The organism is Streptosporangium sp. NPDC001559 (assembly GCF_042893955.1).
Classification (GTDB): domain Bacteria; phylum Actinomycetota; class Actinomycetes; order Streptosporangiales; family Streptosporangiaceae; genus Streptosporangium.
Window position 1 is genome coordinate 95,302 of record NZ_JBIAVG010000011.1, and the last position, 15,172, is coordinate 110,473.

At 69.6% G+C, this 15,172-nt stretch carries 9 protein-coding genes, 1 tRNA gene and 2 pseudogenes; 2 read left to right on the forward strand and 10 right to left on the reverse strand.

What is annotated here, in order from left to right; translation table 11 throughout:
* Positions 1-19 precede the first annotated feature (19 nt).
* From tmk to topA, 3 genes are all read right to left on the reverse strand, one after another.
* Positions 20-2,083, reverse strand: coding sequence for a dTMP kinase (gene tmk / locus ACFYY8_RS24315; RefSeq protein ID WP_390044544.1), 2,064 nt, complete (start codon positions 2,081-2,083; stop codon positions 20-22).
* 133 nt (positions 2,084-2,216) lie between these two features.
* Complete coding sequence (locus ACFYY8_RS24320) at positions 2,217-3,449, reverse strand: metallophosphoesterase (protein ID WP_390044964.1); 1,233 nt, start codon at positions 3,447-3,449, stop codon at positions 2,217-2,219.
* A 144-nt stretch (positions 3,450-3,593) separates the two neighbouring features.
* Positions 3,594-6,251 carry a type I DNA topoisomerase gene (gene topA, locus ACFYY8_RS24325; protein WP_390044546.1) on the reverse strand — a complete coding sequence of 886 codons (2,658 nt, stop codon included), beginning with the start codon at positions 6,249-6,251 and terminating at the stop codon, positions 3,594-3,596.
* Between the two features lie 155 nt (positions 6,252-6,406).
* Between topA and ACFYY8_RS24330 the strand changes: the two genes are divergently transcribed.
* The gene (locus ACFYY8_RS24330; RefSeq protein WP_312863762.1) at positions 6,407-6,592 is read left to right on the forward strand and encodes a DUF5703 family protein; all 186 of its coding nucleotides are present in this window, start codon (positions 6,407-6,409) and stop codon (positions 6,590-6,592) included.
* A gap of 199 nt (positions 6,593-6,791) precedes the next feature.
* Here ACFYY8_RS24330 and ACFYY8_RS24335 read toward each other — a convergent pair whose 3' ends face one another.
* The 3 genes from ACFYY8_RS24335 to ACFYY8_RS24345 all read right to left on the reverse strand — a co-directional run bounded on the left by ACFYY8_RS24335 (position 6,792) and on the right by ACFYY8_RS24345 (position 10,861).
* A complete protein-coding gene (locus ACFYY8_RS24335; protein WP_390044548.1) occupies positions 6,792-8,609 on the reverse strand; it encodes a chaplin family protein in 1,818 nt (605 codons plus the stop codon).
* Positions 8,610-8,823: 214 nt separating this feature from the next.
* The gene (locus ACFYY8_RS24340) at positions 8,824-9,339 is read right to left on the reverse strand and encodes a hypothetical protein (RefSeq protein ID WP_390044550.1); all 516 of its coding nucleotides are present in this window, start codon (positions 9,337-9,339) and stop codon (positions 8,824-8,826) included.
* 214 nt (positions 9,340-9,553) lie between these two features.
* On the reverse strand, positions 9,554-10,861 hold the full coding sequence (locus tag ACFYY8_RS24345) for a M20/M25/M40 family metallo-hydrolase (RefSeq protein ID WP_390044552.1): 1,308 nt from the start codon (positions 10,859-10,861) through the stop codon (positions 9,554-9,556).
* A gap of 165 nt (positions 10,862-11,026) precedes the next feature.
* On the opposite strand from ACFYY8_RS24345, the gene ACFYY8_RS24350 reads away from it, so the two are divergent.
* Positions 11,027-11,112, forward strand: a tRNA-Leu gene (locus tag ACFYY8_RS24350).
* Positions 11,113-11,665: 553 nt separating this feature from the next.
* Here ACFYY8_RS24350 and ACFYY8_RS24355 read toward each other — a convergent pair.
* From ACFYY8_RS24355 to ACFYY8_RS24370, 4 genes and pseudogenes are all read right to left on the reverse strand, one after another.
* A pseudogene (locus tag ACFYY8_RS24355) lies at positions 11,666-12,757 on the reverse strand (recombinase family protein); the annotation flags it as partial.
* A 221-nt stretch (positions 12,758-12,978) separates the two neighbouring features.
* Entirely contained in the window at positions 12,979-13,599 is a 621-nt protein-coding gene (locus ACFYY8_RS24360) for a DNA-methyltransferase (RefSeq protein WP_390044966.1), read from the reverse strand.
* A gap of 13 nt (positions 13,600-13,612) precedes the next feature.
* Positions 13,613-14,020: pseudogene (locus ACFYY8_RS24365) on the reverse strand (DNA methyltransferase); the annotation flags it as partial.
* Positions 14,017-14,466 (reverse strand): hypothetical protein, encoded by a 450-nt coding sequence (locus tag ACFYY8_RS24370; protein ID WP_390044554.1) that lies wholly within the window; start codon positions 14,464-14,466, stop codon positions 14,017-14,019. The pseudogene ACFYY8_RS24365 and the gene ACFYY8_RS24370, both read right to left, overlap by 4 nt.
* Positions 14,467-15,172: the final 706 nt, after the last annotated feature.

A 15,172-nucleotide genomic window follows, 5' to 3' on the forward strand; every position in this document is an offset into this window, starting at 1 on the left:
CATCAACCTACCGCCGGGATCAGTCACGGATGACGGGGATGGTCCCCGTGGCGTCCTCCGCCTCCTGCGGCACCGGGTCGGGCAGCATCTCGCGCATCCGGTCGTGGATGAGCTGGGAGATCCGCTCCTGGGGAAGCGTCCCGTCGAGGACCAGATAGCGCTCGGGCTCGGCCGCGGCCAGCGCGCGGAACTCGCGCCGCACCCGCTCGTGGAACTCCATCGGCTCCGACTCGATCCGGTCGGCGGCCCCGCCGAGCCGGGCCAGCCCGACCGAGGGCGGGGTGTCGATGAGCACGGTCAGATCGGGGACGAGCCCGCCCGTCGCCCACCTGTTGAGCCGCTCGACCTCCGCCTGGTCGAGCGCCCGCCCCGCGCCCTGGTAGGCCAGCGAGGAGTCGACGTAGCGGTCGGAGATCACCAGGGCGCCCCGGTCGAGGGCGGGACGGATGACCTTCTCCACGTGCTCGGCCCGGTCCGCGGCGTACAGCAACGCCTCCGACCTGGCCGAGAGCCCCTGGTGCACGGCGTCGAGCAGGATCGCGCGCAGGCGCATCCCCACCTTGGTCGAGCCGGGCTCCCTGGTCTGCACGACGTCGAAGCCCTGGTCCCGCAGCCAGATCGCCAGCAGCCGGGACTGGGTGGTCTTGCCCGACCCCTCGCCGCCCTCGAAGGCGACGAACACCCCCTTCGGGTGCCCGGCGCCGTCCGGCACCGGGCTGCCGTGCCCTCGCAGCGCCGCGACCAGGTCGGCCAGGACCGACATGCCGGGACGGTCGTCCATCTGCCGCAGCGCGAGGAAGCCGACGGTCACCGCGAGCAGCGCGCCGATCAGCAGCACCAGGTTGGAGCCGTCGAACACGTAGACCGTCTCCCTGCGGAAGACGAACTCGTGGGTGCCGAACAGGCCGGCCAGCGTCGGTACCACCGCGACGACCAGCAGCAGCGTGACCCTGGCCAGCGACTGCAGGAAGGAGAACGTACGGCCCCGCAGCCCGTCCTCGACCTCCAGGCCGATCATGGTGTAGCCGATGATCCAGGCCGTTCCCGCGCACGCCCCCAGCAGCGTGGTGAGCATGACGACGATCGCCAGGTTGTGCACCAGCGCGACCGCGGCCAGCACCACCCCGGCTCCGATGATCGACAGCCCGAACAGCCTGCGCCGGGACAGCTCCCGCAGCATCCGGGGACCGAAGAACATGCCCGCCGCCATACCGAGGAAGACCGCGCCGAACATCACACCGTAGGCCGGGTCGCCACCGCCGAGCGCCCGCACGTAGAGCTTGGCCACCCCGACCACCGCGCCTCCGGCGGCGAACGCGCCGATCATGCCGGTGATCAGACCGCGGACCAGCCTGTCGCGGCCGACGAAGCGCCAGCCGTCCACAATCTGCCGCAGCACCGAGGGCGTGGCGACCTTGACGATCGGAGAGGTCGTCTTCGGGATCTCCCTGAGGGTGAAGATGATGACGGCCGAGACCAGATAGGCCAGGGAGTTGACGAACAACGCCAGCGAGGTGTCCGCGAGAGAGGGCACGAAGGCGCCCAGCAGGTCGGTGGTGAAGGACAGCACCGCGAACAGCAGCGCGGCGATGGGGGCCGTGCCGTACGTGACGAGCAGGTTGAGCTGGTTGGCGGCCTCCAGGCGCTCCTTGGGCACCAGGTTCGGCACCGTGGCATCCTTCGCCGGGACCCAGAACAGGTTGACGCACTCGACCAGGAACGTGGCGACGATGATCCACTGGTAGTTGCCGACCAGCGGGATCGACAGCACCAGCGCGAAGCGCGCCACGTCGGCCGCGACCATCGTCAGCCTGCGGTCGAACCGGTCGGCGAACGCGCCCGCGAGCGGGCCGAGCAGGATCGCCGGGAGCATCTTCGCCACGAAGACGCCGCCGATCGCGAAGCTCTGGATCCGGTAGCCGGACCCGGCCGTGAGGTTGCCCGCCAGGGCGGTCAGCGCGATGAGGTTGAGCCAGTCACCGAGGCTGCACACCGACATGGCCGTCCACAGCTTGCGGAACGGCGCGTTGGCCAGCACGTGGGGAGGCTTGCGACGCGCGGTGTTCCGGCCAGGGGTGGTCATGATGTCAGCGTATCCAGGTGTTCGCCGGGCGGGGGAAGACACGGGACCAGGCGATGTGCCAGGCCGTTCGTCGCCTGAGGTTAGTACGTACGGCCCGGCCCGCGCAGCGGAGGCGGCAGGAAAACCGGTCGGTTCACCCCGCCTTCCGCCGGTCTCCCGGGCGGAGTTCGAGCAGGGTGATCTCAGGCGGGGCCCCGACCCTGACCGGCGGCCCCCAGAAACCCGCTCCCCTGGTGACGTAGACCTGGGTGCCGTCGACCTCGCCGAGGCCGGAGACCATGGGCTGCTGGAACGGGACGATCAGGTTGAAGGGCACCATCTGCCCGCCGTGGGTGTGCCCGGAAAGCTGCAGGTCCACGCCGTACTTCGCCGCCTGTACGGCCTGCACCGGCTGGTGGGCCAGCAGGACGGTCGAGCGCCCCGGGTCCCGCCCGCCGAAGGTCCGCTCGAAGTCGGGCCCGCCCCCGCCCGCGGCCCCCGCGACGTCGTCGACCCCCGCCAGGTCGAGTACGGCTCCCGCGTGGGTGATCTCGACCCGCTCGTTCCGCAGCGGACGGACCCCCAGGTCACGGAGCTCCTCGACCCACTCGTCGGGGCCGTTGGCGGTGTAGTACTCGTGGTTGCCGGTGACGAAGTAGGCGCCGTGGCGCGACTCCAGGCTCCGCAGCGGCCTGGCCAGCGGACCGAGCTCGGCGACCGTGCCGTCGACCAGGTCACCCACGACGGCCACCACGTCGGCCTGGAGCCCGTTGATCATGCGGACGATGCGCTCGGTGTGCCCGAGGCCGGTGAGCGGACCGAGGTGGATGTCACTGACCACGGCCAGGCGCAGCCCGCCCAGACGCGGGTCGAGGCCGGGCAGCGCCACGCTCACCCGCTCGATCAACGGGTCGCCGAGGGCGGTGCGCACGCCCGTCCCGACCGTGACGAGCGCCCCGGCCCCGGCGACGGCGGCGGCCGTACGGGCGACGAAGTCCCTGCGGTTCATCGCCTCCCTCTTGGGCTCCTCAGTGGAAGGCTCCTCATTGGGAGGTTCGGGAGCCCCGACGAGCACGGGGACGGTTCTCGCGGGCGCCCGCCGCCGCAGTACGGCCAGCGCGACCGCCCTGGGCACCTCGAGCACCACGAGGAACACGGCCAGGTAGTACATCACCGCCAGCCACAGGAACCCCGGCCACACCAGGAAACGCCCCCAGTCGCTGTGGGAGCCGACGAGCGTGACGGGGATGAGCGCTCCCAGCGCGACCGTCGCCCAGGTGAGCGCCCTGCGGAGCGGCCCCGGGGCGGTGGTCGCCCGGACGAGACGGCGCCACAGGTAGTAGTGGACGAGGGTGGTCATCAGGACGATCAGCACCACGAAGCCCATCGCCGCCACGACTCGCTTTCTTTCGCGTCCGCTCGCCGTACCCGGCTCGTTTCCAAGAACGCTTACCAACCCGGATGCGTTCCGTGAAAACCACGAAAAAACGCCCGGGACCCCGGAAATCGGGGCCCCGGGCGGGAACGAACGTCAGGCCTTGGCCTTCGCCCTGGAGGTGGTGCGCTTCTTCGGCGCCGGGCCACGGGCGCGGCGGTCGGCGAGCAGCTCGGCGGCGCGCTCGGTGGTGATCTGCTCGACCTCGTCACCCTTGCGGAGGGAGGCGTTGGTCTCACCGTCGGTCACGTACGGGCCGAAACGCCCCTCCTTGACCACGATCGGCTTCTTGGAGACCGGGTCCTCACCCAGCTCACGCAGCGGGGGAGCCGCGGCGGCCCTGCCCCTGCCGCGGGCCTTGGGCTGGGCGAACAGCGCCTCGGCCTGTTCCAGGGTGACCGTGAACATCTCCTCCTCGGACGCCAGCGAGCGGGAGTCGGTGCCCTTCTTCACGTAGGGCCCGAACCTGCCGTTCTGCACCGTGACCACCTGGCCGTCGAGCTCGCCCAGACTTCTGGGCAGCGAGAGCAGGCGCAGGGCGTCGTCCAGGGTGACGGTGTCCAGGGTCATGCTCTTCAGCAGCGACTCGATGCGCGGCTTGGGCGCGTCGGCCTTCTTGGTGCGCTTCTTCCCCTCGGCGGGAGGCTCCTCCACCTCGGGGAGGATCTCGGTCACGTAGGGGCCGTAGCGGCCGTCCTTGGCCACGATCACGTTGCCGGTGACCGGGTCCTTGCCCAGCTCCCTGACCCCGGACGGCCGGGCGAACAGCTCCTCGGCCATCTGCGCGGTCAGCTCGTCGGGGGCGAGGTCCTCCGGGACGTTCACCCTGGCGCCGTCACGGTCGAGATAAGGACCGTAGCGGCCGACCCGGATCATGATGTCGGTGCCCCGGATCGGGAAGGAGCTGATCTCCTTGGCGTCGATCTCCCCCAGCTCGGTGACCAGGACCTTCAGGCCCTCGTCACCCTCGGCGCCGTAGTAGAAGCGCCGCAGCTCGGGGACCCGCTCGGCCCGGTCGTTGGCGATGTCGTCGAGGACCTTCTCCATGTCGGCGGTGAAGTCGTAGTCGACGAGGTGCCCGAAGTGCTGTTCGAGCAGGTTGACCACCGCGAACGCCAGGAAGGACGGCACCAGCGCCGTGCCCTTCTTGAAGACGTAGCCACGGTCCAGGATCGTTCCGATGATCGAGGCGTAGGTCGACGGACGGCCGATCTCCCGGTCCTCAAGCTCCTTGACGAGCGAGGCCTCGGTGTAACGGGCGGGCGGCTTGGTCGCGTGCGCCAGCACGTTGAGCTCGGCCGCGGTGAGACGGTCGCCCTCGGTCAGGGTCGGCAGCCGCTTCTCGGAGTCGTCGCGGTCGGTCGCCGGGTCGTCGGCTCCCTCGACGTAGGCCTTCAGGAAGCCGTGGAAGGTGATCGTCCGGCCGGTGGCGGAGAACTCGACCCGCTCACCGGAGCTGGACGTCCCCGTCACCTTGACGTTGATCGACTCGCCGACCGCGTCCTTCATCTGGGAGGAGACGGTCCGCTGCCAGATCAGCTCGTACAGCCGGAACATGTCGCCGGTCAGCCCGGTCTCGCCGGGGGTGCGGAACTCCTCCCCCGAGGGGCGGATCGCCTCGTGCGCCTCCTGGGCGTTCTTCACCTTGCTGGTGTAGACCCTGGGCTTGTCCGGCACGTAGGCGGAGCCGTACAACTTGATGGCCTGGCTGCGGGCGGCGGCGACGGCGGTCTCCGACAGCGTGATGCTGTCGGTTCGCATGTAGGTGATGAAGCCGTTCTCGTAGAGGCGCTGGGCGACCTGCATGGTGGACTTCGCGGAGAAGCCCAGCTTCCTGCTCGCCTCCTGCTGCAGCGTCGTCGTCCTGAACGGCGCGTACGGCTTGCGGGTGTACGGCTTGCGCTCCACCGAGGCGACCGTGTAGGCCGTGCCGGCCAGTCTGCCCGCCAGTGCCCGCGCGGCCTCCTCGTCCAGGTGGAGGACGCCCGCGGTCTTGAGGGTGCCGTTGCTGGCGAAGTCGCGTCCCTGGGCGACGCGCTTGCCCTCGACGCCGGTCAGCGCGGCGGTGAACTCGTGGGGAACCTCGTCACGGCCGGTGTCGAACAGCGCCTGCAGGTCCCAGTAGCTCGCGCTGGTGAACGCCAGGCGCTCACGCTCCCGCTCGACGACCAGCCGGGTCGCCACGGACTGCACGCGACCGGCGGACAGGCGGGGCTTGACCTTCTTCCACAGGACCGGGCTGACCTCGTAGCCGTAGAGACGGTCGAGGATGCGCCGGGTCTCCTGGGCGTCGACCAGACGCAGGTTCAGGGCGCGCGGGTTGGCGACGGCCTCCTGGATCGCCCTCGGGGTGATCTCGTGGAAGACCATGCGGTGAACCGGGACCTTGGGGTTGAGCACCTCGCGCAGATGCCAGGCGATCGCCTCGCCCTCGCGGTCCTCGTCGGTGGCGAGGTAGAGCTCGTCGGCGTCCTTGAGCAGCTGCTTGAGCTTGCTCACCTGTGACTTCTTGTCGGGGTTGACGACGTAGAGCGGCTCGAACTCGTGGTTCACGTTGACGCCCAGACGGGCCCACGGCTCGCCCTTGTACTTCTCCGGGATGTCGTCGGCCTTCTCGGGGAGGTCGCGAATGTGTCCGATGCTGGACTCCACGACGTAGCCACGGCCGAGGTACCCAGCGATGGTCTTCGCCTTGGAGGGCGACTCGACGATCACCAGGCGGGTTCCGCCGACGTTGCCGTTCTTGGCTGGCACGCTGCTTCCTACCTCGCTGTTCCCATTCGTTCCCCGTTCACTTCCACTCGGGTTACCCGATCCGCATCGGGCACACTCCAAGTAAAGCCGCAAGGACGCACAATAAAGCCCTATGGGAGCCGACGTCCCCTGCACACCCTCGGAGACTAATCGCTGTGCTCGACTACTCCTACTTGGTTCTCCATCTTCCGCGTGGCACCTCCCGGGACGTGGCCCGGAGGATACTGACCGAACATGCAGAATACGGCGACTGGGAACTCGACCGTCTGCGACTGTATCCCGACGGCCGCCGTGACATCCGCCTGCGTCGCAAGATCATACGTGTGACCAGGACAATGTGACCTCTGTCATGGCTTTCGGCCATGACCCTCCACGGCTTTCGACATGGCCTTGCCCGCCCCGGGCCGCGCCCCCGGAGCGGGCAAAGCTCCTGTGCCCCGCTCGATGAACGAAGATCGTCGATCTCCCCCGTCATCCGCGAAGCGTCTGGCGTCTCCCACAGATGATCGGAGGAGACATGTCTAGAGGGTTACTAACGCCTTACTTCTTGGCGAAGCGGATACGGCGCGCGGTCACGAAGAGAGCGGCGGAGGCGGCGGCCATGGCCCCGAGAAGCAGCGCGAAGAGCGAGCCCGAGTTCATCCCGGTCACCCCGATCGGCTGGGCGGCGCTCATCAGGCCGACCGGCAGTCCGGCGTCGACGGGCAGGTCCTTGCCGCCCAGCAGCGAACCGCCCTTCCCCTGCGCGGGCCGGGGCGCCGACTGAGGTACCGCCTGGGGCGCCGACTGGGAGGTACGGGTCACCCCCACGATCCCGCCCCTGCCGAGGAGGCCGTCCACGAGACCGGCGGAGGCCGGACGCGGGCGCGAACCGACCGGCGTCTGAGGCAGCGTGGGCAGAACTCCCTTGACGCGGCCGATCAGCCCCTTGACCGGGGCGGGAAGCACGGACAGCAGCCCTCCGACGACCCTGGGGGCCACAGCCGGGGGTACGGCCGGGGGCGCGGCGGGAGCCGGGGGGTTCCCCTTGCCGTAGGCCCGCCACGCCTGATGCGCCCCGACGGGCACCCCGGCGACAGAACCGACCGGGTTCCCCACCCGGGAACCACCGAGGCAGCCCGCGGCGGCGTCACCGAGGGCGGCGACCGCGTTGCCGCACGCGTTCACCGGGGCCGCGACCGGCGCCGTCACCTGGTTGCCCGCCGCCACACCGGAGGTCCCGTCGGTACGGTTGCCACCCGCGCCCCGGCCGTAACCGTCGCCGGCCGAGGAACCGCCCCGGCACCCGGCGAAGGCGTCGCCCGCCACCGCGACCGCCGTACCGCACACGTTCACCGGGGCCGCGACCGGCGCCGTGACCTGGTTGCCCGCCACCACACCGGACCTGCCGGAGGTCGTGTTGCCGCCCGCGCCCCGCCCCGCGCCGAATCCGTTGATCGAGGAGCCGCCGACACAGCCCGCGGCTGCGTCGCCCGCCACCGCGACCGCCGTGCCACAGACGTTCACCGGGGCCGTGATCGGCGCCGTGACCTGGTTGCCCGCCGCCACACCGGAGGTGCCGGAGGCCGTGTTGCCGCCCGCTCCGGGACGGCCGGCGCCCGCGTAGCCGGTGTTCGGACGGGCGGGGGCGCCGGGGACCTCGGCACCGCCCGTGCAGCCGGAGAAGGCGTTGCCGACCGCCCCGACCGCGAGACCGCAGACGTTCGCCGGCGCCGTCACCGGCGCCGTCACCTGGTTGCCGCCGAGCACCGACGACCTGCCCGAGGTGGTGTTGCCGCCCGCCCCGCCACGGCCGCCGGACCCGATCACGGAGGCGCCGCCCCGGCAGCCCGCGACCGTGTCACCGAAGATCGCGATCGCGTTGCCGCAGACGTTGGCCGGCGCCGTCACCGGCGCCGTCACCTGGTTGCCGCCCAGGACGCTGGAGGTCCCATCGGTACGGTTGCCACCGGCCCCGCCGGCGCCCCGGCCCCGCTTGACGACGGAGGCACCGCCCCGGCAGGCCGCCACGGAGCCGCCGATGATCGAGGCGGCGTTGCCGCAGGCGTTGACGGGAGCGGTCACCGGCGCGTTGACCTGGTTGCCGCCGAGCACGGACGACCTGCCCGAGGTCTTGCCGGGGATGCCGCCCTTCTCGGTGGCCGAGGCGCCACCCTGGGACACCGCGGTCGACTTGCCTCCGACGGTCGCGGCGTTCCCGCTGATGTCGACGGGCAGGGTGATGGGAGCCTGGATCTGGTTGCCGCCGCCGACCGAGTGCCCACCGTCGGTGTCGGCGAAGGCCGTACCGCTGCCCAGGGACATGACGCCCAGCGCGAGCAGTGCCGCCGGGGCGGTGCCCTTGACCCACATACGCATTGTTTATGCTCCTATGCGATTATTTATCAGTGCTTAATGGGGAAATGCCGGATATTTCGTGATCGGCTGGAGGCCGTGCGGGGTCGGCTGAGCGCCCGTGCGGCAGCGACCGTCACGAGGGATGTGTGTTCTCCGGCGGAATGATCGGAGTTCCCGGCCACCAGGCCGGCGCCCGGCATGAGCGCGTGAGGAGCCCGGAAGGAGCCCGGGGAACTCAGTCAGGGGAGATGGAGGGGTCGTCCGCCGCTGTGCGGACGACCGGGGGGAACGCGCGGGCCGCAGGGGCACGCCGCGCCGTCACCCGAGGGTCGTGAACGAACCGGGTGACGTCCCCCGCGCCCGGCCAGGAAAGGCCGGAACCGCCACCGCCCTGGGGCACGAAACCGTTCGCGCCCGAGTTGTGGTCGGCCGACGCGGGGGCCGGGAAAGCAGGCTTCGACTGGCTGGTGAGCCCGTCCACACCCCGCCCCGCCATGGCCTCGGCGTCTCCTGACACCGAGAACCCGCCGCCTCCCGTGGGGAAGACACCGGCCTGGAAGGCCGGTCCGGGAGCGGCCGGATCGAGAACGTCGAGACGTGCCGTCTCCGCGGCCGCGGTGGTGCCCGCGGCCGCCGGAGCGGCACCGAGAAGCCCGAAGACAAGCGCGAGCAACCACCCGGCGGCCACTACGCCGCCGAGCGCGAGAACCCGCCTGACGACTGTCCGGGCACCGGCCACGAACCGTGCCATCCGATCAGCCCGGACAACGGGGACGGTCACGCACGCGCGCTGGACGGCGGACGGGAGAACCCTCCACCGACCATGCGGCACACGCGCCACGCGAACCTCCCCGAAGCTCCCAGCCGGACCAGCCCAAGGCAAAGCCCGGCCCTCAACGGAGGGTTACGCTATCAGCACGGGGAGTTAACGTGAGAGGTTTCCTGAGGGTTTGGCCAAGAACCTCTCAGCAGGCGTCGAGGAAACGGTCAAGCACCCGCACCCCGAACTTGAGCGAGTCGACGGGCACCCGCTCGTCGACCCCGTGGAACATCCCGGAGAAATCCAGGTCGGCGGGCAGCTTGAGCGGCGCGAACCCGAACCCGCGCATCCCCATCATGCTGAACGCCTTCAGGTCCGTCCCCCCCGACAACATGTACGGCACCGCCAGCGCCCCCGGGTCCTCGGCCACCAGGGCGTCGGCCATGGCCCGCACCAGCGGCCCGTCGAACCCGGTCTCCAGGGCGACGTCGTGATAGACGAACTCCCTAGTCACGTTGGGCCCGAGCAGCTCGTCGAGCGTCCGGAAGAACTCCTCCTCGTAACCGGGCAGGAAGCGGCCGTCGATGTGCGCGGTGGCGGTCTGCGGGATCACGTTGGCCTTGTAACCCGCCTGGAGCATGGTCGGGTTGGCGGTGTTGCGCAGCGTGGCGCCGATCATCCTGGCCAGCGGGCCCAGCTTGGCCACGGTCGCCTCGGGGTCGTCGGGGTCGAAGTCGAACCCCAGCACCCGGGAGGCCTCGGTGAGGAAGGTCTCCACGGTCCGCGTCAGCCGTACCGGCCACTGGTGGCGCCCGACACGGCCGACCGCCTCGGCCAGCTCGGTCACGGCGTTCTCGGCGCTGAGCATGGAGCCGTGCCCCGCCCTGCCGGTCGCGGTCAGCCGCATCCAGGCGATGCCCTTCTCCGCGGCCTCGATGAGGTAGAGCCTGCGCGCGTCGTCGAGGGAGACGCTGAACCCGCCGACCTCGCCGATCGCCTCCGTGCACCCCTCGAAGAGGTCCTTGTGCTCGTTGGCCAGCCACTGCGCGCCGTACTCGCCCCCCGCCTCCTCGTCGGCGGTGAACGCCAGCACCACGTCCCTCGGCGGCCTGCGTCCCTCGCTGATCCGCTGCCTGACGACCGCGAGGATCATCGCGTCCATGTTCTTCATGTCGACGGCGCCGCGTCCCCAGACGCAGTCGTCGGCGATCTCCCCGCTGAGCGGGTGGAGGGTCCAGTCGGCGGCGTCGAACGGGACGACGTCGAGATGACCGTGTAGGAGCAGCGCGTCACGGGAGGGGTCCTCCCCCTCGACGCGCACGACCACGTTCGCCCGGCGGCTGTCGGATTCCAGGACGCGCGGCTCAAGCCCGACCTCGGCCAGCTTCTCAGCGACGTACTCCGCCGCCGCCCGTTCCCCGGGACCCGAGTTGTCGCCCATGTTGGTCGAGTCGATCCTGATCAGATCACGGCACAGCCCCGCGACCTCGTCCTCACCGTTGAGCGCGGTCATGGCGACTCCTTAAATCTCGTACGGCTTGCGCCTCCCATCCTGCCGCCGCCGGACACGTCTCGGCATCCCCGGCGGACCTGCCCGCATACCGATATGACGCAAGCTCAAGAGTTTGCTAACCTGATTCCGCCGACGCGGGATGACGGTCCCGCGTGCAGGCACCAAGTCCGGGTGGCGGAATAGGCAGACGCGCTAGCTTGAGGTGCTAGTGCCCTTTGCGGGGCATGGGGGTTCAAGTCCCCCCTCGGACACGTACCTTTCGCACATGTGGAGGCCGGGTTGAACCCGAGCCTCCACTAGCTTTTTCTGGGGTTGATAGGTCAGGCGCAGGCCGATCTGCGCGTAGACCTCGGCCTTGTCGTTCGGGTCGGCCTCGGACAGGACCTGCACCAGGTCCCCGATCGCGGTCACCATTGCATCGATCTCCTCTCGTGTCATACGGCGACGATCACCTCTCTGGCGAAGGTTCGCCTCGGCCGCCACTCGCTGTGCCTGTGTTTCGGCTATCCACTGAGCGACCAGAACGGGATCTGCACCGGCTTCCAGAGCCGCACGATGCCGGGCGAGTTTCTGATCGCATTCGGCGACGCGTCGCCGGGCCGCCTCGGCCGCCACATCCGTCTCGGGCTGGCCGTACGCGGCGAGCAGCCGGATGGTCTTGTCCCGCCGGGACCCGCTGAACTCTCTCGCCAGCCACCTGTCCAGGTCAGGAAGAACGTCCACCTCACGGAGATAGACCGTCTTGGGATGGTCGACCTTGTTGGCCAGGGCGTACTCCGCCGGGTAACGGCAGCGGTAGTAAGGCTGGTCGTTGTTCCAGTTCCCCTGCATACGACGGTCGCAGTAGCCGCAGAAGAGCACTCCGCGAAGGGCGTACGGCCTGCGCGTCGGATGGGGCTTGTGCGTGATGACCTCATTCCCGCATCTACCGCGACCGGCGCGAATCGCCTGAACCTGCTGGAAGTCCTCCGTGGAGACCAACGGCTCGTGGGTGATCTGCTCGGACCAGATCCACTGGTCGGCGTCGTTCCAGCGCTGCTTGGTCATGTGGCCGAGGGCGACGTCGTGGACGTCGATGAGGACCTCGTCCTTGCGCTGCTTGTTCCACACCTGACGGCCGGTGTAGCGGGGGTTGGTGAGAATGGCCTTGATGGCGCTCTTGGACCAGGCCAAGCCTTCTCTGTGGCGGTTTCTGGAACGGTCGTACGCCGATGGGGAGGGGATACCGTCGCAGGTGAGGCCCTCGGCGATGGCGTAGAGGCCCTTGCCGGAGATGAACTCCCGGAAGATTCGCCTGACCACCTCGCTGGTCACCGGGTCCGGTTCCAGACCTCGGAGGCGTTTGCCGTCGGCGGCCTTGCCCGGGTTCGGGTGCGGTCCGAGGTCCACCAGGCGGTAGCCGTAGGGCGAGCGACCGCCGAGGTAGCGGCCCTCGACCTGGGCGAGCGCCGCCATGGAGGTCCTCACCCTGATCTTGATCCGATTGCGTTCGCCTTTGCTGATCCCGCCGAACATGGACATGATCAGTTCGTGGGCCTCGTTGGCCGGGTCGATCGGGCCGCCGACCTCGGGCACCCACAGCGGCACGCCGTAGTGCTCGAACAGCGGGAAGGTCAGCCCGAACTGGTTGCCGTAGAACGCCCGCTGGGGCTCACCGACCACGACGGCCGCGAAACCGCGGCCGGGGTCGGCGAGCCGGTCCAGCAACAGGGCGGCCTGGGGCCGTCGCAGCGGAGGTATGGACCGTGACTTGTCCACGTCGAAGAACTCCGCCGTGATCCGGCCTCCCTGCGGCTCCACGAGCGTCCTGGCACGGCTCAACTGCCAGGCACGGGACGCCTCGGGGTCCTGCCGGTCCTCCGTGGAGCACCGGCCCCAGAACGCCAGGTCGATCACGTCAGCTCCCTTCTCCTGTCTCCTGCTCGCTTGTCTCCTGCGCGAGGCGCTCGTAGGCCTTGATCAGGATGCGGAACAGCGCCACCGCCGCCCTGGGGGTCAGGTACGGCGAATCCTCGGGCAGAACCGTTCGGATACCCGAGACGTTCGCGGCTCCGGGCCCGCAAGCGTACGACGGCGAATCGGATTCCGGAGGCCCTGAGCAGGCCCTTTGTAGCCGTTCAGCCACCCTGGCCACCTCCCGAAGGAGGCCGGAGAGCGGCAGCGAGCAACCTCTCCCGGGCCAGCTCGCAGTAGACGGGACTCAGCTCGATACCACGGAAGCGGCGACCGAGCTGCCGGGCGGCGATGCCGGTGGTGCCGCTGCCGGCGAACGGGTCCAAAACGGTGCCGCCGGAGCGGCAACCGGCCACGATCGCTCTGAGCGGGATGTCGACGGGGAAGGCCGCGAAGTGAGCGGCCTTCAGCGGGCGGGTGGAGATCGACCACACATCACCGGGGTTCCTGCCGTTGGGGTGACCCGCAACATGCCGCTCCCCGGTGGGACGCATCGCCGCGCCGGGGCGCCTGCCGGAGAAGACCTCCGCCTCGGAGTCGTACTTGCCGGTCGGCACGGTGGGCGGCCATGGGGTCTTGATCGAGTTGGGCTTGTTGCCACCTCCGTTGCGTGCGCGGGAGGAGAGCGGCCGGTCGCCGATGTAGATCTGGCGGATCGGGTCGAGGTCGAAGTGGTAGCGGCGCTGCTTGACGAGGAGGAACAGCAGTTCGTAGCGGTTGGACAGGCGATCGAGGACCGACTGCGGCATCGCGTTCGGCTTGTGCCAGACGATGGCGTTGCGCAGTGCGCAGGATCCAGCCGTCCTGCTGGAGAGCGAAGGCGACCCGCCAGGGCATGCCGAGCAGGTTCTTGGGTGGGACCGACAGCCTCGCCCGGGGCCGGACCTCGGGCTGCCTGTCGTTGAAGTCCTTGCCCCGGGCCCAGCCGTCGGAGTTGGCCGCGTAGCAGTCTCCGAGGTTCAGCCACAAGGTTCCGTCGTCGGCCAGGACCCGGCGGGTCTCGGCGAAGGTCGCGCGGAGTCTTTCGACGTACGCCTCGGGGGTGGGCTCCTGGCCGTACTCGCCGTCGCAGTAGTGCCGCAGTCCCCAGTACGGCGGGCTGGTGACGACGCAGTCCACCGACCGGTCGGGCGTCTCGGTGAGCACCTCAAGCGCGTCACCCTGGTAGATCTCCGCGTGTTCGTCGCTCCAGTAGGGGGCCCTCACCGCGGCTCTCCGGCCTGCTGGGTCCTGGTGGTGGGGGCGTAGGCGTCGTCGGTGAAGGTGCTCAGGAGCAGACGCCGGTATCCCCGCGTCTCGATCTCCTGCCAGGCGGCCTGCAGCAGCAGCTGATAGACGCCGGGAGCTCCGTCGACGACCGACTGCAGGAGCCTGACGGTGTCCCCGTCGTCGAGAGCGGCCTCATTCGGCTCGCCGGCGATGGCGACTCCGACGAGCATTCCGTCCTCGGTGGTGACTCCGACGGCGAACTCGACCTTCCCCGGCAACAGCAGCCTGCAGTGGGACCAGGCGATGAACGCCCGGGCGGTCGAGGCCGGGATCGAGGTGACCGTCAGAAAGGGCGTCGCGTTCTCCCTTTCCTGGGCTGCCCGCTGGTTCGTCGATTCCTGCTTCAGGTCATTTCGCGGGCTCGTTTCATTTCTTGGCTCCATTTTCGTTCGGGCGTTCCTCGGATGCGGCCACCAGTGCATCAGAGCGCTCTGGCAGGTCTCCGGCGAAGCCCTCTGGCGCGGCTCTGGCAGTGCTCTGGCATGAGCGTTGAGCAGCGGGGACGCACTGTGCCAGAGGCTCGAAGAAAGCAGCGTCCGAAGAAATTCTTGCGCTTTCTCCACTGCGCCAGAGATTCGCCAGAGGCGGTCCGTATACCAGGTTTCAAGACGCGGAAACCTTCTCGCTCTGGAGCGATCTCATGGGTATCGACTTTCGCAACGCAGACGCCGGCCACTCGCCTCTCGACATCGCCGAGCACATGTTCCAGCTCCTTTGCCGTGAGCCCGGCGGCCTCGCTCTCGATGCCACCGGGCTCATCGCCGAACTCCCGCAGCGGCCGATCCTCCTTCCCGAACTGCGTGACCTGCTGATGGACCGCAGACTCGGCAACCACGCCCGCGACGTCGTCTGGCGGTCGCTGGTGATCCGCGCCCGCCAAGAGGGTCCTGCCTGGCTTGTGGGAGCCGTGGGTGTAGCGATCCCCGCGCTGCGACGCACCGCCGGGCAGATCAAGAGTGATCACGTCGCGCGTGACGCCGCCGATGTCGACAGTGAGGTTCTGACCTTTTCATCGAGGCGATCCGTACCGCCGACCTTGAGGCGGGTGACGTCCGGCCGCACCTGTGTGACGCCGCCCGTCGGGGTAGC